Origin of the sequence: Nonlabens marinus S1-08, from assembly GCF_000831385.1 — a bacterium.
Classification (GTDB): domain Bacteria; phylum Bacteroidota; class Bacteroidia; order Flavobacteriales; family Flavobacteriaceae; genus Nonlabens; species Nonlabens marinus.
Map to the genome: position 1 here is coordinate 757,209 of NZ_AP014548.1, position 22,548 is coordinate 779,756.

General features: G+C 41.1%; 27 protein-coding genes. 10 read left to right on the forward strand and 17 right to left on the reverse strand.

The features are described from left to right. Positions 1-68 precede the first annotated feature (68 nt). The 5 genes from NMS_RS03560 to NMS_RS03575 are packed head-to-tail and all read right to left on the reverse strand — an operon-like array spanning position 69 to position 2,814. Positions 69-467: a hypothetical protein gene (locus NMS_RS03560; RefSeq protein WP_041495448.1), complete on the reverse strand. Its 399-nt coding sequence runs from the start codon at positions 465-467 to the stop codon at positions 69-71. Between the two features lies 1 nt (position 468). Beyond that, positions 469-630, reverse strand: coding sequence for a hypothetical protein (locus tag NMS_RS13870; protein ID WP_158448954.1), 162 nt, complete (start codon positions 628-630; stop codon positions 469-471). Continuing rightward, positions 627-1,061 carry a hypothetical protein gene (locus NMS_RS03565; protein WP_041495449.1) on the reverse strand — a complete coding sequence of 145 codons (435 nt, stop codon included), beginning with the start codon at positions 1,059-1,061 and terminating at the stop codon, positions 627-629. Before NMS_RS03565 ends, NMS_RS13870 begins: the two co-directional genes overlap by 4 nt. Continuing rightward, entirely contained in the window at positions 1,061-2,080 is a 1,020-nt protein-coding gene (locus NMS_RS03570) for a phenylalanine--tRNA ligase subunit alpha (RefSeq protein ID WP_041495450.1), read from the reverse strand. Before NMS_RS03570 ends, NMS_RS03565 begins: the two co-directional genes overlap by 1 nt. 29 nt (positions 2,081-2,109) lie before the next feature. Next, positions 2,110-2,814 (reverse strand): membrane protein, encoded by a 705-nt coding sequence (locus NMS_RS03575; RefSeq protein WP_041495451.1) that lies wholly within the window; start codon positions 2,812-2,814, stop codon positions 2,110-2,112. A 193-nt stretch (positions 2,815-3,007) separates the two neighbouring features. Between NMS_RS03575 and NMS_RS03580 the strand changes: the two genes are divergently transcribed. The 4 genes from NMS_RS03580 (at position 3,008) to NMS_RS03595 (ending at position 5,625) form a co-directional block, all read left to right on the forward strand. Continuing rightward, positions 3,008-3,952, forward strand: coding sequence for an HU domain-containing protein (locus tag NMS_RS03580; RefSeq protein WP_041495452.1), 945 nt, complete (start codon positions 3,008-3,010; stop codon positions 3,950-3,952). A gap of 106 nt (positions 3,953-4,058) precedes the next feature. Then, positions 4,059-4,457 (forward strand): hypothetical protein, encoded by a 399-nt coding sequence (locus NMS_RS13390; RefSeq protein ID WP_052476683.1) that lies wholly within the window; start codon positions 4,059-4,061, stop codon positions 4,455-4,457. Positions 4,458-4,487: 30 nt separating this feature from the next. After that, the gene (locus tag NMS_RS03590; RefSeq protein WP_052476685.1) at positions 4,488-5,048 is read left to right on the forward strand and encodes a GNAT family N-acetyltransferase; all 561 of its coding nucleotides are present in this window, start codon (positions 4,488-4,490) and stop codon (positions 5,046-5,048) included. A gap of 67 nt (positions 5,049-5,115) precedes the next feature. Further along, positions 5,116-5,625 carry an acyl-CoA thioesterase gene (locus NMS_RS03595; RefSeq protein WP_041495453.1) on the forward strand — a complete coding sequence of 170 codons (510 nt, stop codon included), beginning with the start codon at positions 5,116-5,118 and terminating at the stop codon, positions 5,623-5,625. A 2-nt stretch (positions 5,626-5,627) separates the two neighbouring features. On the opposite strand, the gene NMS_RS03600 is transcribed toward NMS_RS03595, so the two are convergent. The 9 genes from NMS_RS03600 to NMS_RS03640 all read right to left on the reverse strand — a co-directional run bounded on the left by NMS_RS03600 (position 5,628) and on the right by NMS_RS03640 (position 14,086). Further along, positions 5,628-6,833, reverse strand: a complete 1,206-nt coding sequence (locus NMS_RS03600) for a murein hydrolase activator EnvC family protein (RefSeq protein ID WP_041495454.1) — start codon at positions 6,831-6,833, stop codon at positions 5,628-5,630. Next, the gene (locus tag NMS_RS03605; protein WP_231862356.1) at positions 6,833-7,585 is read right to left on the reverse strand and encodes a DUF4292 domain-containing protein; all 753 of its coding nucleotides are present in this window, start codon (positions 7,583-7,585) and stop codon (positions 6,833-6,835) included. Before NMS_RS03605 ends, NMS_RS03600 begins: the two co-directional genes overlap by 1 nt. A gap of 9 nt (positions 7,586-7,594) precedes the next feature. Then, positions 7,595-8,953, reverse strand: coding sequence for a tetratricopeptide repeat protein (locus tag NMS_RS03610; protein WP_041495455.1), 1,359 nt, complete (start codon positions 8,951-8,953; stop codon positions 7,595-7,597). A gap of 21 nt (positions 8,954-8,974) precedes the next feature. After that, positions 8,975-9,991, reverse strand: a complete 1,017-nt coding sequence (locus NMS_RS03615) for a sugar phosphate nucleotidyltransferase (RefSeq protein WP_041495456.1) — start codon at positions 9,989-9,991, stop codon at positions 8,975-8,977. A gap of 156 nt (positions 9,992-10,147) precedes the next feature. Further along, positions 10,148-11,068, reverse strand: a complete 921-nt coding sequence (locus NMS_RS03620) for a tetratricopeptide repeat protein (protein WP_041495457.1) — start codon at positions 11,066-11,068, stop codon at positions 10,148-10,150. A 63-nt stretch (positions 11,069-11,131) separates the two neighbouring features. Further along, positions 11,132-11,572: a hypothetical protein gene (locus tag NMS_RS03625; RefSeq protein WP_148311327.1), complete on the reverse strand. Its 441-nt coding sequence runs from the start codon at positions 11,570-11,572 to the stop codon at positions 11,132-11,134. A gap of 50 nt (positions 11,573-11,622) precedes the next feature. Then, complete coding sequence (gene dut / locus NMS_RS03630; RefSeq protein WP_041495460.1) at positions 11,623-12,057, reverse strand: dUTP diphosphatase; 435 nt, start codon at positions 12,055-12,057, stop codon at positions 11,623-11,625. Further along, positions 12,054-13,508 (reverse strand): lipopolysaccharide biosynthesis protein, encoded by a 1,455-nt coding sequence (locus tag NMS_RS03635; RefSeq protein ID WP_041495461.1) that lies wholly within the window; start codon positions 13,506-13,508, stop codon positions 12,054-12,056. Before NMS_RS03635 ends, dut begins: the two co-directional genes overlap by 4 nt. 89 nt (positions 13,509-13,597) lie before the next feature. Then, positions 13,598-14,086: a hypothetical protein gene (locus tag NMS_RS03640; protein WP_041495462.1), complete on the reverse strand. Its 489-nt coding sequence runs from the start codon at positions 14,084-14,086 to the stop codon at positions 13,598-13,600. An 83-nt stretch (positions 14,087-14,169) separates the two neighbouring features. On the opposite strand from NMS_RS03640, the gene rsmI reads away from it, so the two are divergent. After that, entirely contained in the window at positions 14,170-14,844 is a 675-nt protein-coding gene (rsmI, locus tag NMS_RS03645; RefSeq protein ID WP_041495463.1) for a 16S rRNA (cytidine(1402)-2'-O)-methyltransferase, read from the forward strand. On the opposite strand, the gene NMS_RS03650 is transcribed toward rsmI, so the two are convergent. Both NMS_RS03650 and trhO read right to left on the reverse strand, forming a co-directional pair. Further along, a complete protein-coding gene (locus NMS_RS03650) occupies positions 14,837-15,649 on the reverse strand; it encodes a PhzF family phenazine biosynthesis protein (protein ID WP_197539475.1) in 813 nt (270 codons plus the stop codon). The genes rsmI and NMS_RS03650 overlap by 8 nt on opposite strands. Continuing rightward, positions 15,642-16,685: an oxygen-dependent tRNA uridine(34) hydroxylase TrhO gene (gene trhO / locus NMS_RS03655; RefSeq protein ID WP_041495464.1), complete on the reverse strand. Its 1,044-nt coding sequence runs from the start codon at positions 16,683-16,685 to the stop codon at positions 15,642-15,644. Before trhO ends, NMS_RS03650 begins: the two co-directional genes overlap by 8 nt. A 334-nt stretch (positions 16,686-17,019) precedes the next feature. On the opposite strand from trhO, the gene recA reads away from it, so the two are divergent. The 4 genes from recA (at position 17,020) to NMS_RS03675 (ending at position 20,607) form a co-directional block, all read left to right on the forward strand. Beyond that, on the forward strand, positions 17,020-18,033 hold the full coding sequence (gene recA, locus NMS_RS03660) for a recombinase RecA (RefSeq protein ID WP_041497434.1): 1,014 nt from the start codon (positions 17,020-17,022) through the stop codon (positions 18,031-18,033). A gap of 115 nt (positions 18,034-18,148) precedes the next feature. Beyond that, positions 18,149-18,568, forward strand: coding sequence for a hypothetical protein (locus tag NMS_RS03665; protein ID WP_041495465.1), 420 nt, complete (start codon positions 18,149-18,151; stop codon positions 18,566-18,568). A 13-nt stretch (positions 18,569-18,581) separates the two neighbouring features. After that, a complete protein-coding gene (locus NMS_RS03670; RefSeq protein ID WP_041495466.1) occupies positions 18,582-19,127 on the forward strand; it encodes an RNA polymerase sigma factor in 546 nt (181 codons plus the stop codon). A gap of 1 nt (position 19,128) precedes the next feature. Beyond that, the gene (locus NMS_RS03675) at positions 19,129-20,607 is read left to right on the forward strand and encodes an outer membrane beta-barrel protein (RefSeq protein ID WP_041495467.1); all 1,479 of its coding nucleotides are present in this window, start codon (positions 19,129-19,131) and stop codon (positions 20,605-20,607) included. A 129-nt stretch (positions 20,608-20,736) separates the two neighbouring features. On the opposite strand, the gene NMS_RS03680 is transcribed toward NMS_RS03675, so the two are convergent. After that, the gene (locus tag NMS_RS03680; RefSeq protein WP_041495468.1) at positions 20,737-21,477 is read right to left on the reverse strand and encodes a lysophospholipid acyltransferase family protein; all 741 of its coding nucleotides are present in this window, start codon (positions 21,475-21,477) and stop codon (positions 20,737-20,739) included. 101 nt (positions 21,478-21,578) lie between these two features. Here NMS_RS03680 and trpS point away from each other — a divergent pair, with 101 nt between their 5' ends. Next, entirely contained in the window at positions 21,579-22,547 is a 969-nt protein-coding gene (trpS, locus tag NMS_RS03685) for a tryptophan--tRNA ligase (RefSeq protein ID WP_041495469.1), read from the forward strand. Position 22,548 lies beyond the last annotated feature (1 nt).

Genomic DNA, 22,548 nt, shown 5'->3' on the forward strand with positions numbered 1-22,548 from the left:
AAATAGAGACCTATATGGCGTAATTAACGCATATTTAACTAGCTTATAATATACTTATTATCAGCTTATTAATCCAACAGAATTCCTGGAACTTCCATCACAGGAAGATCTCCTAAATTACTTTCTTTAATGGTGTGGGGAGCCGCCATAAATGTCTTGTCGTAAAGAGTGGTTCCCTTGAAGTATGTGAGTACAAACTCATTTAAAAAAGGAAACACATTTTCCATGATCAGCTCTACTTTGATAAAGCTTTTTGCCGGCACGACCTTAAAGGCATGACGAAAGGTGGATGTCTTGCGACCATCGCGGTGTTTCCCGCGACTCATAATCATGACAGACTCCATAGGTTCCTTCATGTCATTTATCAAATAGATGATCCAATCGTGTGAGGAAAAATCTGCATTCCACTCTTTTACAACTGCTAGATGTACATCTTTTACAACAGGTATAACGATGTCTTTCTTCATACTACTTTTTTACTTTCACATAAATCCACAACCCTAATAGGGCTAGCAAGCCAATGCCTGTTAGAGCGACACCTGCCACAAATTCCAATAGCTCACCTATGATTGAGATGATTCCTGCAATAATCAGCAGGATAAAAATAACGAAGGCCCAAACGTATTTCATTGCGCATTTAATTTAGTAGTTATTGCTTGTATCAAACGATCTGTAGTAGGTAATTGTTGCAGCTCTTTATCGCTCATAAATAGTTCCAAACCGTTTGATGTGACCTCTAGTATTACCGGATAGTCGTACTTCGGTAACCATTTAGATCGGTATTGTTTTTCAAACTCGTTTTTATGTAAAAAATCCAATTCTTTTACTAGGTAGTTTGAGATTACGCTTTCGTACCGTGTCGAGCACGGCATAAACTTCTCGTTCACAAGACTCTCTCGAAAGCGAACCCATTCTTTATTTTCCTTCAATGTACCATAAGTCAACTCACACAATCTACACTGGTAAGTGGACGGACTTACTATTTTATGGGCGCTGTCTAGGAGAGCATTGACTTTTCCAGAATTTGCATTGTATACAAAAATGAGTTTTTCCACTGGCATTACAGCGCGCTGGAAAACTGTTTTAAGAAACGCACATCGTTCTCAAAAAACATGCGGATGTCGCCTATTTGATACAGCAACATCGCTATACGTTCTATTCCCATCCCAAAGGCAAATCCACTGTATTCTTCTGGATCGATACCACAATTAGTCAAAACTGCTGGGTCTACCATACCACAGCCCATGATTTCTAACCATCCGGTACCTTTGGTTATTCTATAATCGGTTTCTGTTTCCAGACCCCAATAAATGTCCACCTCAGCACTAGGTTCTGTAAATGGGAAATAAGAAGGTCGCAAACGGATTTTACTTTTCCCGAACATCTCTTGAGTAAAGTATAACAACGTTTGTTTCAAGTCTGCAAAACTGACGTCCTTGTCAATGTATAATCCTTCTACCTGGTGAAAAATACAGTGTGCCCGGGCACTGATCGCTTCATTTCTAAAAACACGGCCTGGAGAAATGGTGCGGATAGGCGGCTGGTTATTTTCCATATAACGCACTTGTACACTAGAAGTGTGTGTGCGCAACAATACATCTGGATCTGTTTGAATAAAGAAGGTGTCCTGCATGTCCCGTGCTGGATGGTGTTCTGGCAGGTTCAATGCGGTAAAGTTGTGCCAGTCGTCCTCGATTTCTGGACCTTCACTCACGTTAAAACCTATGCGAGAAAACACTTCTATAATTTGGTTTTTAACAAGTGAAATAGGATGCCTAGACCCTATGGGCATAGGGTACCCTGGACGAGTTAAGTCTCCCAAAGTACCTGCTTCTTCTTGCTGTGATTCTAATAGGTCCTTGAGTTGCTGTACTTTGTCAGTAGCCAGTTGCTTGAGTTGGTTGATCGCCTGACCAAATTCTTTTTTCTGGTCGTTAGGCACTTCTTTAAAAGCTGCAAACAGCTCCTTCAACAATCCTTTAGTTCCTAAATATTCGATACGGAATTTCTCCACCGCTTCTGCAGTTTGTGCTTCAAATCCTTCAACTCTAGCAATATGTTCCTTAACCTTCTCCAGCATGATAGTCAACTTAAAATAAGAGTGCAAATTTAAGATATTCTCGTCATCCTGAGGTGTTGCTGACGCTCGATATCTTCATAGATAAACCTTACCAACCAAAACACTGCTATTGCACCGAAGGTGTGCCACAACCAATGCGTACCCATCCACAGCCATTCCATCTCATACTTTTTGTCTAGGGTTCTAAGAATAACGGCTATTGTAAAAGATCCTACTGCAAGTCCTAAGTATATGGCTCTAGCCCATCCCGTCTGATATAGGTAAACTACAACTGGTAAAATCACCGCAACGGCAGACCCTATATAACCTACCGAAGTACCATAGCCCTTAGGCAGCGGCAAGGTCGCAGGAATAATGTTAAGCCCAACAATGATTGCTATTAACAATAGCCGGTACCTCCAGCTTCTTGCAGATTTGAACACGAAATAAATACTGCAAGCAAAGCATAGCAGAACAATTGGAACCCAGTCCAGCAACAGCCAAAACTCTGCACTGCGAGTCGCGTGATAGACTGTACCGCCTATATAGCCCAAAAAGAAAATAGGCATGATCGCCTTCAAGAAATAATGAGAATGTGTGGACTTCCAGATCTTAATAGAAAAATAAATAATTACAGCGAGAAACACCAGATTACTTGCCGTATTGAAAGGTTCTACAGGAAATCTGCCCATCACCGTTTCCTTATAAATGGGTCCACTGTCGTTGACTGTTTGCAATAGTACTGTTAGAAGCATTTCATTCTTTAGATCATGGCTAAAATAGCATGCATTCTAAATTATGGTTATAAAAAAATGTTAGCCTTTTAAGTTCGCTTTCGCGAAAGCAAACTGCATTGAAAATCAGTACCCCTCCTAGAAATATAGATATTCTTGATAACTATTGGACAACTGGGCTTTGTCGTTTTGCCAAAATATTTAAGTTTGCTGTATGCAAATGTCCAGCTACATATCTGAATTGTTATACCGCCATGAGTGCGTTGTGATACCAGGCTTCGGAGCCTTTATATCTAGACGTGTTCCTGCGCAACATTTCGCCAGTACGCATACATTGTACCCGCCTAAAAAAGGATTGAGCTTTAACGAGCAAATCCAGCAAAACGATGGGTTGCTAGTCAATTATGTATCCACTGTAGAGCAAATTCCTTATGCAGATGCCTTACAAGAAATACGCAATTATGTGCGTTTTCTGGATCATGAAATTGATGAAAAAGGGGAAATTACCATTCATAAAGTAGGACGTTTTACAAGAACTGCAGAAAGTGCACTTTCCTTCACGCCTATGTATCTGGTCAATTACTTGCCAGAAGCCTTCGGTCTTACAAAGCATGAGACTTATGCCATTAACCGCACACCAGTTACCGCTCCAGTTGAGGAGGAAATAGCAGCCGAAACTTCAGTAATTGCCCTTGAAACTCCTAAGTCTGGAAGTGCCGCCTGGGTGCGCGCTGCAGCAGCCGTGGCCATCCTAGTAGCAGGAAGTTATGCTGGATTACACAGCTATCAAATGGAAACGGTGAATGAAGCCATTGCTATTGAAGAAATGGCAAACGAGCAATTCAAGTCTAAAGTTCAAGAAGCAAGTTTCCTCATTTCTACACCACTGCCCAGCGTGACCATGGAAGTAGCTCCTATTGTTAAGGATTTTCATGTAGTTGCCGGAGCCTTCCGCGATCCAGCGAATGCAGACAAAAAGGTTGCTCTTTTAAAAGAACAAGGTTTTGCGGCAGAACGTATAGGTGTGAATAAATATGGGTTGCATAATGTAGCCTTTGGCAGTTTTGTGGAACGCAATGATGCGATCAACGAATTGTACCGTATACGCAAACAAGGCTTTGAAGGTGCCTGGTTGCTGAGTGGGAGCTTCAACAAGTAAGGTTTATTTTTATCTTGGACCCCATATTTTGAACGAGAAATTCAAAATTGGGTGTATTATTACGCAACTCTGACAAACTTTATGCATCTTCATTAAAACGCGTAGTATGAAAAAGTTATTTGTGCTTTCTATTATTTTAGGCTTCTTTCTCTCCTGTGATGAAACAGATGATGTTAATCGTGACACTGAATTAATAGGCACTTGGAAATTAGTTGAACTCTATTCAGATCCAGGAGATGGTAGCGGAAGATTTAATAGAGTGAACAGTGAAAAGGTTATCATTTTCAAGGAAGATGGTGCCTTAACATCTAATGGTTCTATTTGTGAGATAGATAATGTAACTACGAACCCGACTTCAGGAACCTATTCCATTACTGATTCTACCTTTAGATCTGATGATTGTAACAATCCTGATTATGATTATGAATTCATTAAAACTGAAGGAACAATTACCGTCTACTATCCCTGTATTGAAGGCTGTGCAGCTAGATACCGGAAGCAATAATCTATTTGATAACTAAAGACCGGCACATTTATGAAATACTTAATGAACGGTCAAGAAACCGAACGTTTGCGATTTCGTTTACTGGAGCCATCGGACTATGATTCTTGGTTTCCCTTTTTTGCTGATCAAGACATTTACCGTTTTCTGTTTTTAGATTTTAAAAAGTCTGAGGATGAATTGTGCCAATTTTGGATGGATAAAGTCTTTGCTCGCTATGCGGAAGATCGAGGCGGCATGAATGTCATTGAAGATAAGCACACTGGAGACTTCATAGGTCAGTGTGGTTTATTAGTGCAACATATGGATGGTGACGCCAGGTTAGAGGTAGGCTACTCCTTATTGCCCAATCATCGTGGAAAGGGTTATGCCCTTGAAGCTGCACAATTTGCAAGGAATTACGCTTTCGCGAAAGCGTATGACAAAGACTTTGACAACCTCATCGTCTCTATGATACATGTTGATAATGAGCCCTCCATTAAAGTGGCTAAAAACAATCAAATGAAATGGCTCAAAACCTTTGCAGATTTTAATGAAGAGAATTTTCATGTTTATGGGCAAACCCGTGCCTCTTGGGAGGCTAGCGTTAAATAAAACTTAGGATAGCAATAGAAAGGCTTGAGATCGCAGATCTAGGACTACCTTTGCAAAAAAATTACCCATGGAGAATCGCACACCCAGACAATCTTTTACCACAGTAACAGACCTGGTTCTTCCCAGTGAAACAAACCCATTGAATAATCTTTTTGGTGGAGAATTACTGGCGCGTATGGATCGTGCGGCAAGTATAGCTGCAAGGAGACATTGTCGCCGTGTGGTGGTAACAGCATCTGTAAATCATGTGGCATTTAGCCGTATGATTCCGTTAGGAAGCGTGGTAACTATTGAAGCCCAGGTTTCCAGGGCTTTTAAATCGTCCATGGAAGTTTATATGGATGTTTATATTGAAGACCGTGAAAGTGGCGAGCGTACTAAGGCAAATGAGGCTATCTATTCATTTGTTGCGGTAGACGACACTGGCAGACCTGTACAAATACCAGCCATCCATCCAGAAACTGAGGACGAAAAAAATCGTTATGACGCTGCACTGAGACGCAAACAATTGAGTCTGGTTCTCGCTGGCAAAATGAAAGCTGCGGAAGCTACTGAGCTTAAAGCTTTATTTGAGTAGTTCTAATTTCTCAGAATCCATCGCGCGGGATCTTGTGTAGAGGCCTCCTCAAGAATCGCAAATTGTAACTCTGTTACCCCAGCATAATCTGTAAAGATCTCTCCCAGAGTGGTCAAGGTATTTACCTTTTGACCTTTCTGTACGTTCACGCTCCTTAAGTTCCCATAGACCGTTGTATAGTTACCGTGACGCACGTGTACCGCTAGGATTCCATCTCTAGATTTGACAATTTGCACCACCTCACCATCAAAAACAGCTCTGGCACTGGTTCCATTAGGTGCTTGAATACGCAATCCATTAGATGGTATTTCAATCCCTGGCAATACTGGATGCGGCTGATTTCCATAACGCCTGGTGATCACACCTTCGGGTACCGGCCATGGGAGTTTTCCACGGTTATTGGTAAAGTTTCTAGCCAGTTCTTTAGCCTCTGGAGTTAGGAAGAACTTGCCTTTTGTAGCTCCTACTTTTCCTTTATTAGATGCAGCGATATCTGCTTCAATAATCTTGCGTATTTCTCGGTCGATTTTAGCTCGCTCTCTCGCCTTTTGCTGGATTTCAGCCGCGTATTGCTTCTCGTTCTTCTTAACGTCTTCCAGCAGTACTACTTGCTCTGCTTTATCATCCTTCAATGCTGCTCGTTGTTTCTCGTTAGCAGCAAGTATTTCTTTTTTCTGAATTTTTTCTAGTTCCAGCTGTGCGTTCTTCTCTTCTAGCAAATTACTTTTAACAGTGATCTCATCTGCTTGTTTCTTACGGTAATCGGCATAGGCCTGAAGGTATTGTACTCGTTTGTAGGCTTGTAAAAAATCTTCCGAGGAAAGTAAAAACATCAAACGGCTTTGATCATTTTTAGACTTGTAAGCCTTCACGATCATCTCACCGTATTCCTTTTTCAATTCTTTGATCTCTGCATTCAGCTTTTTGATTTCCTCTGCATTTGTATTGATGCTGCGGGTAATCAGGTTGGCTTGCTTGTTGGTAATATTGATAATCTCCTGTGTTTTGGAGATTTTGGAATCAATGGTTTGCACTTGGGACAACACAGATCGTTTGTCCTTCTTAGCGCTGGATAGTAATTTATCGTATTGGTTGATTTCTGCTTGAATCGCGGCACGGCGCTGCTCCAGCTTGGCTCGTTCAGATTGTGCTTGAGCACTGAAGATTCCTGCTAGAAAAAATAAAGAAATGTAAAGAAGTGACTTCATTAAAAGGTCATGCGTTTATAATTGTCTGGCATCTCAAATGGAAAGCTTAGGTCTTGATCAAACTCTACATTATTCATTTGTAGCTCTACTTGCACAAGGTTACCATTACTATTAGCATTGATAGTAATATCTTCTGGCAAAACTTTTCCAGAAACCGTCTGATACTGTAAATACTGAACATCCAGAGTAGTGTTTTCTGATTTCTTACTAATGGATTGTTGTGCCACCTTAAAATCAGAAGGACGTAGCGCAAAAAGTTTCTCTATCACGCCTGATTGACGAAATTCATAACGGTTATTATCCACCCTATAATCCATAGAATTTAGAGGTTCGATGACCTGACCCAGCAGTAAATTTTCCAATTGTTCAAAATTCAATTCTTCACCCAGAAAGTCAGATACTAACTGGAAGTCGCCATCGAAGGATCGCTTTTGTAACTTCTCGTAAAATTGAACACGGTCGGGAGTGATATATACCTTAGCCATGGTGATACCCAACACCCTAACACTCATCCAGATTTGTTTGCCCTTTTCCATCCGCAAATCCACCGTAAGGGAGTGTGATCTATTTGCATCCTGATACTTGACTCCTAGCCGGGATTGTATGGTATTGAAATCAATTACCGCAAGATTGTGAGCCTTTATAATTTTTGTTTTAGCTGCTGTGGTAACTGCTTTTTCAGCTGCTTTTTGAGATCCTCCACAAGAAATTAATACAAGTGCTAATACTAGTCCAAATACTCTTTTTGTCATCATCATATTTTAGTTACCCATGGAATTCATTTTTAATTGCGCCTCTTTTGCTTTGGCAGCATCTCCTAATTTTTCATAAGCCACAACCAGTTGACCGTAGATATCCTTTTCTAGTTGGGGCTCATCTAATAAAAAGGATAAACCAGTTTCCAACTGATTTATTGCCTTTTTAAAATCTCCTAATTTGTTTAAAGCAGCCCCATTGATCAAATATAATAAGGGTTGGGTGGGAAAACTTTCTAGTGCTGCTGTGGATAGAGTTTCCGCTTTCGCGAAAGCGCCTGTATCTAAATACAACAGTGCCGTAGTTTTTATCAATTCAAAATCCTGATTATTCAATTCCATAGCTGTCTCGTAAAATGAAACTGCGGCTTGCAGCTGTTTTTCTTCCTTGTAGTGATCACCTAGAGCGAGATATGCATCAATACTCTCGACATTATCTTTAAAATCTTCAATCGCAGGCTGGATGTAAGCACTTAAAGCAGGATTATTTTTTGCAGTAGCCAGAAAATCCTTTAAAACTTCTACTTTCAGAGACTCCTCTAGTCCCGCAGACTCAAAGATGCGTTTCATACTTTGCAATCCTGTCTCAAGCTCTCCAGATTCTAGATAAATCTTATACAGTGCTACTTGTGCACTATCACTATCTGGTAAGGCATCGCTGAGTTTCTCGGCAAATTCTTGGGTTTTATCCATGTTGTTGATGCGGCTGTAACCGTAAATAAGCTGGATGTACAACTGCTCATTATCAGGGTCTACGGCTAGCTTTTCCTCCAGTTCTTCCAGATTGCCCGTGATGCGTTCTTCCTGTTGCTGGTTGTTTTGCAAAGAGCGTCGCAACACACTGCGGCGTTCATTAAGCCCTAATTTTTGGTCTAAATCTTCAATTACCGCTAGAGCTTTTTCTTTATTGCTGATGCGTAGGTACGCTACCGGCAATAGCTCTTGGTAATTGACATTGTCTTTAGCGAGCTTTTCCAGCACATTCACTGCCTTGGAATATTCCTGCTGCTGATTGTACACTTCAAGCAAATTGTCCAGAAGCCACTCGCGTTCTCCAGAGATGTTGATGGCAGCAAGTAGATGGGTTTCCGCTTTCGCGAAAGCGTTACTCGCCATATAATTCTTTGCAAGCTCAAACTGTACCGCCCCATTGTCAGGCTCTAGGCGCTCACAAATTAAAAGTTTCTCGATGGCGCGATCGTGGTTCTCCCGAGCCTTAAGCGACAGGGCATCAAAAAAATTCTCCTTAAATGCATCTGAAACCACGCCTAAATCGTCCTCACTAACCTCCACAGCCGCAACTTCCTCTTGTGCGTGAGCAGCAAGGAATGTGAAGAATAGAACTGAAAACAAGAGTTTTTTCATAGGAGGCAATTAACTCAACAATTATTCCATGGTGGAATAATCACCGATGCTGATGTACTTAAAATCACCATTGTATTTAACATGGTTCCCTATCATTGCCTCGTCAAGGGTTGCATTTTTTATAACCGAATTGTTTTGTATCAAGCTATTGCTGATTTTGCAATTAGTAATGGTAGTTCCAGCACCTACACTCACGTGAGGTCCTACGGTTGAATTTTTGATCACGACGTCATCTGCAATAACACAAGGTTCAATAATCTTTGAATTTTCTAGAGTTGCCTTAGTTTTTATTTCTTCACTGCCATCCGTGACCATGAATTTCATGATGCGCGTGTTAGTATCGATCGCAACCTCCTTATTCCCACAATCCATCCATTCATCAACGGTTCCGGTCTTGAATATATTTCCTTTAGACATCAATCTTTTGATACCATCATTGATCTGGTACTCACCACCATTGATGATATCGTTATCGATCACGTATTGAAGTTCTTTTTTAAGGTCTGCGATTTCTTTGAAATAATAGATCCCAATTACCGCTTGATTGCTGACAAATTCCTTAGGCTTCTCGACCAATTCTGTAATCTCTTCTTTCTCGTTGAGTTTCACCACACCATAGGCTTCTGGATGGTCGACCTCTTTAGTCCATATCACAGCATCTGCCGCTGGGTCCAGTTCAAAACTCGCACGTATCAGCGTATCTGCATAAGCGACAACCGCTGGGCCAGAAAGAGAAGGCTCTGCACACATGATGGCATGGCCAGTTCCCAATGGTTCGAGCTGACGGTAGATACTCGCTTTAGCACCAAGGCTTTCTGCAAGTTCCTCCAAACTCTTGACAACATCATCACCAAAAAAAGCGGGATCACCCAAGATAAAAGCAATCTCTTCAACTGGTTCGCTCAGGATATTTGCAATATCACGCACCAATCTATGAACGATGGGTTTGTTTGCTATCGGGATTAATGGTTTAGGAACGGTTAATGAATGAGGTCTTAATCTGGAGCCGCGACCGGCCATGGGGACAATTATTTTCATAGGCGTGTGACAATTTCCGCAAAGGCGGAAATCTTTATATGGTTTATTCCAATATTATTTTGAAATCTTTTTGACTTGTTTTCTAATGCGCTAAGGTAAAAACTTTAGTTCTTAAAGGTTTGTTTAAATATGACACAAGCCTAGAGCATGCTATAATTATTCATTCAAGGTAATTTCATGTTTAGCGGCAATTTCTCTGAATCTCTCCAGATTGTCATTTTCTTTCATTCCTTTATAAACGGCGCTTAAGACGGCCTCAGCGTCCTGCTTGTAAGGAGAATTGACTTCCGCGTACATTTTGTAGGCTGGGAAAATATTATTTGCAGCCAATTCATAATTCTTAGTAAGTAAACCGCATTGTGATAGTCCAAAATATCCTTCAGGATCTTCTGGGTAGCGCTCAATATATTCTTCATATGCTTTGATCGCTTTCTTGTAGTCTTTCTCCAGTCTATAGGCGATGGGCAGGTTTTGAAGTGGCATTTTACCATAAGGATCAATCTTCAGTGATTTTCTGTAGGCGTTAATCGCTTCTTTATAATTGTCCAACCTTCTATGAGAAACACCCAACATGTCCCATGCAAAGGCAAAGTATTCGTCTTCTTTTACTGCTTTCCCGTATAGTTCTACGGCTTTTTTGAAATCTCCAGCGTTATAGACTTGATAGCCCTGATTGTAATATTCCATGGCTTTTTCATTATCACTGTAAGAATTTGTGCTTGATGGCTTAGCATTATTGAGTAGGATGTTGAGTGCCTTGCAATTGTCGATTAATTCTCGCTCGATTTTTTCATAACCTTCGCTCGCATTGATGGTAATGTTAATGTCTTTTTCTGTTCTGGTCGTATCCTTTGATTTTTCTAGAGCGCCAAACAACTTAGTAGAGATCTGTTGTGCCATGATGGCGTCTTTGATGCACTCTTCTACCTGTTCATTTTGATCCTTTTTGTTTTCATTGATATCAATCTTCGCAATACACTCACAGGCTTCTTCAGCAGGTGACTTGGTAACCTCATCTTGAGCCTGACAGCAGTAACCAATTAATATCAAAACAATAATCGACAATGTGTTTTTCATAGAAATTTGATTTTAAGAATAGAAAAGATACGAACTACGCTTTCGCTCAAGCGTAGTTCGCTACTAGATCTTTTTCATGGGCATCCACATTCTCTTATCATTTGAAATTGCATGGAATGAGGCCATAAGATAATTATCGGTGATTTTGTATTTGAAGAAGCCGTCGGGTATGTTTTCAGCATGTTCTTGCTCGGTGTCATTGCATCTATGATCTCGAACATGGTAAGAGGAGTACTTTAAAAAAATAGAATCACCTTTTCTCGACCAGTCACCCTCATAAGTTGTCCCACAAGTATCTAAAATAAATTTATTTTCAGGCATTAGATTTAAAGCTGGTCCCATGGCTTGGCCTTGGGGTCTTATCTCTTTTTTCTCCTTTCTCAGCTCCCACTTTTTGATGATGGACGCTTTGTAACACCCTAACAGATTGTCATCTTCTTTCAAAGATGGTGAGCAACTTGCAAGCAAGAGCATAACGCAAATAAAAAAGAATTTTTGTTTCATGAAAAAATTATTGATTCTAATCTAATAGATTTCCACCTGAGCGGTAATCTTTACTTTACTCCCGTACTCCCAAAACCGCCAGAACCGCGATCAGTTTCTCCAAGAACCTCAACTTCTTCCCATTGTGGTTGCTCGTGTTTTGCAATGACCAGTTGGGCGATGCGCTCGCCGTTTTCTATCGTAAAATCTTCATTGGAAAGATTGACTAATATCACGCCTATCTCGCCGCGATAGTCGGCATCAATAGTTCCTGGAGCGTTGAGGACAGTAATTCCTTTTTTTGCAGCTAGACCGCTGCGTGGTCTTACTTGCGCCTCGGTGCCAACGGGCAATTCTATAAATAATCCTGTTTTTACAATGGCTCGTTCCAGCGGTTTTAAAATAACGGATTCTGTTATTGAGGCTCTTATATCCATTCCTGCGCTGCCAACGGTTTCATAAGCTGGTAAATCGTGGGCGGATTTATTAATAATTTTTACGGTCATGTTTTTTTGAGTAATGTTTTAATAAAATTTCTTTCTCGGCCTAGAATGAACAGGGAAACAATCGCAGCAAGCGTGATTCCAGAAAGGTACATTTGCCAAGTATTAGCGCCAAAATACTCTCGTATTCCGTAAAAGAAAAACACAGTGGAACCAATGGAAATCGCCAAATACAACAACATATTCCCAACTTCATACGGGATGTGGTAATGTTTTCTCCCTAACAAATAGGAAACTATCATCATCAAACCGTAAGCCGCGCAGGTCGTCAATGCACTTGCCATGTACCCAATTATCGGAATGAGCCAGATGTTGAGTCCTATCGTTATTGCTGCTCCCAAAACAGAAATCCACGCGCCATAACTCGTGCGATCCGTTACTTTATACCAGACAGATAGCGTTTGGTAAATACCAAAAAACAGATAGGCCACCAATATTACCGGAACAATATTCAACGCCTCCCAATATTCCTCAGCAATTATGGCTCGCTTAATGACATCCACAAAGACCGTATAGGTTATCAATGCTATAGATCCCAGCACCACAAACATCTTGGTAATCATCGCATAGGTGGCGGTGGCATTTTTACTTTTGGACTCGCTAAAAAAGAAAGGTTCGATACCCAATTTAAAGGCTGTGGCAAACAAAGTCATCCCAACAGCAACTCGATAACAAGCTGTGTAAACACCAACTTGTGCTGTCGCATCATCAATAAGCAGCCATTCCAGCAGGATCTTGTCAAAAGTTTCATTGATCGCAAAGGCTATTCCCGCAATCAAAATGGGAAATCCGTAGCGTAGCATTTTCTTCCATAAACGAGCGTCAAATTCCCATTTGCGCAAGTAGATTTTACAAACTACCAGCAAAGTGAATGCACTTGCTGCCATCAATGCAATAAAGTAAAGCTCAACTTTATCGGCTGGAAGGTATTGGGCGAGTGCCGGCAAATCTGGCAGCCAAATTAAAAATATCGCCGTCATACCAACGGATATAATCACATTCACCATCTTGATCACCGCATATTTCATCGCTTTTCCCTGAGCACGCATCCATGCAAACGGGATGACCATCAAAGTATCAAAAGCTAGAATCCCGATCACCCATTTCCAATAATCAGCGGACTTGCCCGACCATTCCGCAATTTGATCCAAGCCTAGAAACGCCAGCACAACAAATGCAATCGTGGTAGCTAGCAGCGAAATAAGTCCTGTACTAATGACTTTGTTGTCGTTCTCGCTTTCGCGAAAGCGGAAAAACGCCGTCTCCATACCATAAGTCAACACCACGTTTGCTAAAATAATCCATGAAAAAATGATGGAAACCTCGCCAAAAGCGGTTTTGCTAGGCAAGTATTCAGTCAACAATAGCGTAAGGAGAACCGTCAGTAATCTGGGCAGGACCGTTGCCAGACCATACACAAAGGTGTGTTTAAAAAGACGGTTGATGGAACTCAAAGACAGTTGGTTTAGAGGCTCAAAGGTACAATTAAGGCTGCATTTCCAAGATGGAAATGCAGCCCGGTATTTTTTATGAAAGATTGTACTTATTGAGGTTTTGACGGCAAGTCCATTGCCGATTTCCTGGCAACACCTATAAATTTAGTATGATACGTTTTGCCGTTCCTAATAAACTTGACCACCATCTCATCATCCTTTAATTTAAAAGGGAAATCCTTTCTTACAGTTGGCGCCTGATTCCCATATTCCTTTTTAGGATCTAGGTTCATGTTGGCATCTGGTGTGCTGTTGAAATCCGTTTTGAATCGGGCCACCAGATCATTCGTCGTTGAGTCAATCACCTCAATATCATCCGTAATCATTCCTTGAAAATAGATCCTATCAATATTGTCGGCTTTGATATCCAGTCCAGGCATAAAAAGATTCACGCCACTACCAGAACCAGGAATACCACCAGTCCATGACTGTGCATATGGCTGTCGGCCATTTTCAAAAGGTCCAACCGTGCTATCGATTTTTTGAGAACAACAACTCGAGGTAAGAACGACAAAAGCAAATAAACTCAAGAATTTCATAGGGCAATTTTTGTGATAGGATTCAACGACTGTGCCGTTCTATAAAGGTAGCGCATTCTCCTATCTTTGTATAAAACGCTCCCATGAAACTTTATCTGGTCCCAACGCCCATTGGTAACCTTGCAGACATGACCTATCGTGCGGTCGAGGTGTTGAACAGCGTAGACCTCATCCTTGCAGAGGATACTAGAACCAGCGGGAAATTACTGAACCACTACGGCATCAAAACACCCATGTTGTCTTACCATATGCACAACGAGCACAAGATATCAGACAGCATAGTTTCTAGAATTCAAGGTGGAGAAACCATGGCACTCATCACAGACGCTGGAACACCTGGAATAAGTGATCCTGGGTTTTTACTTTCGCGAAAGCTGATTGCCGCAAATCTAGAGCTCGAATCCTTGCCTGGTGCGACTGCCTTTGTTCCGGCACTGGTCTGTTCTGGCTTGCCCAGTGATAAATTTGTTTTTGAAGGGTTCCTACCCGTCAAAAAAGGACGTCAGACCAGACTAAAAGAAATCGCCGAAGAAACCAGAACCATCATTTTCTATGAGTCACCGCACAAGCTCCTCAAAACCCTAACCGATTTCCAAACCCATTACGGCGCCGATCGACAGATCTCGGTTTCGAGAGAAATTACCAAAATGTTTGAAGAACACTACCGCGGCAGTGTTGTAGATGCGATTCAATACTTTACCGATAACAAGCCTAGAGGTGAGTTTGTGGTAGTTTTAGGTGGGGCCGATTCTAAATAGTCATCTCACCTTTGAGAACAATTCTTGCATTACCAGTAATCAAAATCTGCTGATCATTCAAAACCTCAACCTCTAAAATCCCAGTTCTAGCCGAGCATTGAAAGGCACGCAATTTTGTTTTGCCGAATTTCTTACTCCAATAACCAGTCAAAAAAGTATGTGTCGCTCCAGTCACTGGATCCTCATCGCCGCCACTCCATGGCCAGAAATACCTGGACTCAAAATCTAAATCGGGTTGATTTGATTTTGCTGTGACAACAACTCCACTTATATCGTCAATGGAGGCTTTCATGACTGCAAAATCTGGTTTGAGATTTCTAAGCTCATTTGCATCTTCAAGCTCAATCATCAATTCCAGATTCTCATGATTGTAGCCGCTGTTGTTGATTTTCTTGATTCCCATAGCGTCCAACAAAGATTTTGGTACTTCTCGATCTATTATGCCGTAGTTTGGGAATTTCAAACTGACTTTTTCTCCATTTCTTAATGCCCGTAGCTCCAAACCAGAACTGGTTTGGAATTTGATCTCGTTCAAATCAGCATCTTGCTGAAATAAGATCTTTGCACTTGCTAATGTCGCATGACCACATAGCGGAATTTCCATAATCGGAGAAAAATACCTAATGCTATAAGAATCGCCTTGATCTTGTACAAACGCCGTTTCTGAAAGATTGACTTCAACCGCGATGGATTGCATCAAATCATTGGACAAACTTTCATCCAACAAACAAACACCTGCTGGGTTTCCTTTAAACGGCTCTCTGGCGAACGAGTCCACCATAAAATAGGGAATTGGCTTAGTCAACTTTATGCTCTTTAAATTTCAACTTCTCAGACCTTCCCTTTTTGAAAATATTGTTGCTGTTGTATTTACCAGCGCGCAATGCCTTTTGCTCTTCGTAGGGCAATTGAATGATCTCATGACATTCTGTGCTGCAGGTGTTCTCGTATCTGGATTTGCAATCTTCGCACTGGATAAATAGCAAATGACAAGCTTCATTGGCACAATTGGTATGCGTGTCACAAGGATTACCGCATTGATGGCAATTTGAAATGACCTCATCACTTATCTTCTCAGAAAGTCTGTGATCAAAAACAAAATTCTTCCCACGGAATTTGTTTTCCAATCCTTGCTCGGTTACCTGACGGTGATACTCAATGATTCCACCTTCCAGCTGATACACGTCTTCAAAACCTCGATGCTTGTAATAAGCACTCGCTTTCTCACAACGTATGCCGCCGGTACAATACATAACCAGCTTCTTATCTTTTTTATGCTCTTTGATTTCTTCCTCGATAATGTCTAGACTATCTCTAAAGGTATCCACATCTGGAGTCCAGGCATTTTCAAAATGCCCTATCTCACTCTCGTAATGATTGCGCATGTCCACCAGAATAGTATCTGGATCTGCGATGAGTTCATTGAATTTTGTAGCGTCGACGTGAACACCTTTATTGGTAACGTCAAAGGTCTCATCTTCCAATCCGTCAGCAACGATCTTGTTGCGCACCTTAACTTTAAGCTTTAAGAAACTCTCATTATCATGCTCGCGGGCAATGTTCAAACGAACATTTTCTAAGAAGTAAATTCCATCGAGGAACTCCTTGAATTCGTCAAATCGGTCGGCAGGAATGGAAAGCTGCGCATTAATACCCTCATGGGCGACGTAAATACGCCCAAGAACTTCTTGCGTATCAAACGCTACAAATAAATGGTTTCTAAATAATTGTGGATTCCCTATGCGGGCATACTGATAGAAAGAAATGGTGAGTCGCTCCTTGCCGGCCTCACGTATCAATTCGCGTCTTTCTTCAGCACTTAATTTGTTATACAGTTGCATGCTATAAACAGTCTTGTGTTGAATGTGCAAAGGTAAAAATAGTATTTAGATCGCTATGCTTTTAGTAGTTAGATCTTAGACGGGAAAGATTTGCGTTAGGGATTGCAGTGTAAATCCTTTTGAAGCTTTTTCTGCTTCAAAAGATTGTAGCGTAAAGCCCGACCACAATCTTGAGCATTAGCGAGAGTTTGTGGGAACGCCCGAATCATTATCATAATCATATTTTTTCTCACTTTCGCGAAAGCTCAACATATTACTTTCAATAGTTAATAACCATTATGTTATGGTATTGGAAAAGGTAGCGTCAACGCCTATTTTTGAGAAAAATTTGAAAATGGCAGACGATAAAGAAAAAGCAGCAAAGGAGAAAGCGCTCAAATTGACGCTGGACAAGCTGGATAAAGCATATGGTAAAGGAACGGTAATGAAGATGGGTGACCGTCAGGTGGTCGATGTAGAGGCAATTTCTACTGGATCGTTGGCACTCAATGCAGCCCTAGGTGTGGGTGGATATCCACGTGGTCGCGTGATTGAAATTTACGGACCAGAATCTTCTGGTAAAACAACACTGACCTTACACGCAATCGCAGAGGCTCAAAAAGCAGGCGGTATCGCCGCGTTTATTGATGCAGAGCATGCCTTTGATCGATTTTATGCAGAGAAACTAGGTGTAGATCTTGAAAACTTGATCATTTCCCAACCGGATCATGGTGAGCAAGCATTGGAAATTACAGAGAACTTAATTCGTTCTGGAGCTATTGACATTATAGTCATTGACTCGGTTGCTGCACTGACGCCTAAGAGTGAAATCGAAGGTGAGATGGGTGATTCTAAAATGGGATTGCACGCTCGTTTGATGTCTCAAGCTTTGAGAAAATTGACAGGAACGATTTCTAAAACGAACTGTACGGTGATTTTCATTAACCAATTGCGTGAAAAAATTGGTGTGATGTTCGGTAATCCAGAGACGACCACAGGTGGTAATGCTCTAAAGTTCTATGCGTCTGTACGTTTAGATATCAGAAGATCTACTCAAATTAAAGGCAGCGCTGGAGATGTTCAAGGAAACAAAACTAGAGTGAAAGTGGTGAAGAACAAAGTGGCACCACCATTCCGCACAGCAGAATTTGACATTTTGTACGGTGAAGGAATTTCTAAAATAGGCGAAGTAATCGATCTAGGTGTGGAATATGAAATCATCAACAAGGCTGGGTCTTGGTTCTCTTATGAAGACACTAAGCTAGGTCAAGGCCGTGATTCCGTAAAAGCTATACTTCAAGACAATCCAGATTTAATGGATGAATTGGAACACAAAATCATGGCTTCTATTAAGGCATTGAATGTCTAATTGAGCTTTTTAATTTTATAGTAAAAACCGTTTGGCGATGCTAGGCGGTTTTTTTGTTTATTGACGCAACCTTTTGGAATTTAATGCATCTTATCATTGTAATAATTGATTGAATATGAAATGGAAATTAATTTTAATGCTGGGATTGGTGGCAGCCTCTTTTTCCTCTTGTGACATTGGAGAAAGCGAATTTGATACGAATATTCAGTATGAAATCGCTGCAGTCACAAATGTTGAAATGCCTGCGACTTTCAAATTTGGGGAGGTAAATGATATTGTGGTTCGATTTAACAACCCTTCCTCATGTCATTTTTTCTCAGGTTTTGATGTGCGACCCAATTTGAATCAGCGTGAAGTAAGGGTGATTTTAGAAAATAGGAATAGTGCAGAATGTGACCGCCTTGCAGTACCACAAGAAGAGACCTTAGCCTTTACAGCTACCAGTAACGGTAGTTATGTTTTTAAGTTTTTCTCTGGTCTGGATGCTAACGGTCAACCTGAGTATCTAGAATATACGGTAGATGTAGTAGAATAGGATACCTTTAAATGTGGTTCAAGAACAACTTATTCAGCAGTGCAAGAAGGGTGATCGTAAAGCTCAAAAAGAGCTTTACGATAGGTATTCTAATGCCTTGTTTGGATGTTGTTTGAAATATGCGCCTAATTACCAAGAAGCACAGGATGTGCTCCAAGATAGTTTTATAACCATCTTTAAAAAAGTAGGGCAGTTTAAAGGAGAAGGTTCTTTTGAAGGATGGTTAAAAAGAATAGCTATTAATACGGCTTTACAGCAATATAGAGGAAAGAAAGTGTATCAGCTAGAAGACCATAGTTTAATTGCTGATGAAGTGATGGAAGTAGAAGATGCAGATGCCCTAGGGATGCAGGATCTTTTAGAAATGATTCATCAACTACCTGACCGGTATAGACTGGTTTTTTCATTATACACTTTAGACGGTTACGGACACAAAGAGATAGCAGAAATGATGGAGATAAGCGAGGGAACTTCTAAGTCTAACCTATCGCGGGCACGGCAGAATTTGCAGCAAATGATTACAGAATGGCGAGAGAAGAACGCTTCAAACGCAGGGTAACATGAAAGAAAAGAAAAACATAGACCGTATTTTCCAGGAGCGTTTCAAAGATTTTGAAGCGCCCGCGCCTTCTGGGGCGTGGGAAAATATTGAGTCTCAACTTGATGAAAACGACGCTCCTGTTGTTCTACCACTATGGTGGAAAATTGCGGGTGTAGCGGCGGTTGTTTTATTTATTTTCTCTGCAGTCCTTTGGAATTCTGATGATACTATTGCTAGTGAGAATTTTGTAGTGGAAGAGCCAAAAGAGGATGATGGTATAAAAGTCAATCCGGTCGATCGAGCAATCCCCAATTCTGATGCTATTGTGGCTGGTGAACCAGATAATACGATTGCTGATCAAGCTGAAAATAAAACTACGGATTCTAAAAAGGGAACTCGCAGCACCCGTACAAAGGCCAATGATAGAAATGACCGCTTGACCACGAATAGAAAAAAATCAGATGTCGAGGATGCAATCTATCCTTCAAGAACTGATTTTACTACAACCAATCCTTCAACAACAAGAGATAAAGAAAATAACGATCCTACTACCAATTCCTCTTCAAACCCATCACTTATTCAAGAAGGTCTAGCCAGCAGCCAAAGCACTAAACCTACAAATGCGGGAAAAGAAACTCATACTCCACAAGATGCCATCGCTGGTGTTTCTGAAAAGAATGACTCGCCCGAGACTATAAACACTTCAGAGACATCCCTAGAAGACATTGCCGCAGCTGGAAAAGAAGCGGCTACAAAGTTACCAGAAGAGGATCTGTTTAAGAAAAACTGGAGTGCCTCCACCATGGTCGCACCCGTCTACGCAAATACAATGGGGGGTTCTTCTATTAATAGCCAAGTATCCGATAATTCTAAAAATGCTGAAGTTAATTTGAGCTATGGTGTCGCAGTCGCTTATGAATTTGCGCCACGATGGAGTGTCAGGACAGGAGTGAATCAGGTGTCGATGAACTATAATACGCAAGACATTAGCTATGGTTTGAATGCCCAAACACTTACCGTAAACAATACCACTGCTGCAGTAATGTATAATCCAGACGCCGTAAATAATCAAAGCACTTCCGCATTTAATGACTCTTTTTCACAAGAACTGGTCAGTGCAGCGACTTTTTCCAGTTTTAAAGGGGAGCTCTCCCAGCAATTAGGGTATTTAGAAGTGCCGCTAGAAATAAAATATAGGTTAGTAGACAGCAAACTAGGCGTTAGTGTCCTGGGTGGTATGAGTGCCCTTTTCCTGACTGACAATGAAGTTGCGGTCACCAATGATGGGCGTAAACTCTCTTTGGGCGAGGATAATAATTTTCAAGAGTTCAATCAAAGCGCCAACTTTGGCTTAGGGATTGACTATAGGTTTACGAATAAACTAGGTATCACAGTGGAGCCTACATTTAAATATCAATTGAATGCATTGCGCAACGATAGCGCAGATTTCAGACCTTATACGGTAGGCGTTTATACGGGTTTGATGTATAGATTTTAACCATAGGATCGCTGTCATTGCAGGCACTTATGGGAATATGAAAAAGAAGGTTGAGGTTGGTTAATCATTGAACTCAATTCATGCAATGATCTAGAAAGCCGCTCTGTTGCTATGCAGGGCGGTTTTTATTTACTTATTTTTTAATAGATCGTTGAGCATGATAGCTCTTACGCTTTCGCGAAAGCGAACTTTATCACCCGATAACTGCATGCCTTTAGTTTCTAGAATTTCATGAGTTTTGACACGCATGATTCCTGGAGATCCATGGAAAAAGGAAAAAGGAAATCGCTTCTTGTTATCATAAAAACTCATGGGTACTACCGGTATCTGGTGCTCAATAGCCAGCCGGAAAGCTCCATCCTTAAAGTTATCCAATACTATCGAGCGATCTACAGGCACACCGCCCTCGGGAAAAATGCAAATACCCACACCAGAGGCTAATCTAGCGCTAGCGCTCTTAAAAACGGCTAGACGGCTATTCGCGTCCTTGCGGTCGACCAGTATACAAGTGCGCTTATAAAAGAAACCAAAAATGGGGATTTTTGCCAGTTCTGCCTTTCCTACAAACACAAAAGGGTTTCTTGCGACCATCAACATTAACATGATATCTGTCATACTCGTATGATTAGCCACCAGCATATAGCTGACACCTTTTTTCATCTGCGCGCCTCTATCAATGACTGGCCACCAAAACATGCCATAGATAACAATTACAGCCCACAATTGCGCCACCCTGAAAAATTGAGCATAGGTCTTTTCTGAAATGGTCAATACAAGAAGGACTGGAAACAAGAGGATAATAGGTGCCCCTAAAAGGAAGTAGAACCAGATCCTGTACAAAGGCATTAAAATAAATCGCATCCATTTCATGAATGCCAAAAATAGCAGAATTAAAACAGCGCACAACACCTAGGGTCAGGTCTTGCGTTTTCAGGTGGTAAGGAATTACCTTTGCAGCTCAATAATTAGTCATGTCTAGAGTACTTACTGGAATACAATCTACTGGAATACCTCACTTAGGAAACTTACTGGGTGCTATCCTGCCTGCCATTGAAATGTCGCAACAATCAGATAATGATTCTTTCCTATTTATAGCAGACCTACACTCCCTTACTCAAATCAAGGATGGTGAAACCTTAAGAGAAAACACCTATGCCACTGCTGCAACCTGGTTAGCTTGTGGTCTGGATACCACTCGTTCCACGTTTTACAGACAAAGCGATGTTCCCCAAGTAACGGAATTGAATTGGTACCTCAACTGTTTTTATCCCTATCAGCGATTGACTTTGGCGCACAGTTTTAAAGATAAGTCTGACCGTTTGAGTGATGTGAATGCCGGATTATTCACCTATCCCATGTTGATGGCAGCAGATATCTTATTGTACGATGCTGAAGTTGTTCCTGTAGGTAAAGATCAGTTACAACACCTTGAAATGGCTCGCGATGTCGCTGGTCGTTTTAATAATCAAATGGGAGATACCTTGATTGAACCTGATGCTAGAATTCAAGAAGAAACCATGTATGTTCCTGGAACTGATGGTGAAAAAATGAGTAAATCAAGAGGGAATCTGATCAACATCTTTCTTCCAGAAAAACAACTGAAAAAGCAAGTCATGGCTATTGAAACAGATAGCACACCATTAGAAGAGCCTAAGGACCCTGATACTTGTAATGTGTTTGCCATATATAAATTACTAGCCACTCCTGAGCAAGTCCTAGAAATGCGAGCCAATTATGAAGGAGGGAACTATGGTTATGGTCATGCAAAGAAAGCTTTGCTAGAAGTAATCCTGGTGAAATTTGCTAGCGCCAGAGAGCGATTCAATCACTTTATGTCTAACAAACATGAGATTGATGCGGCACTGGAAGAAGGTGCTGCTAAAGCCGCTCGCGTTGCGAATGAAGTTTTGAATAGAGTACGAGTGAAATTAGGATACTAAA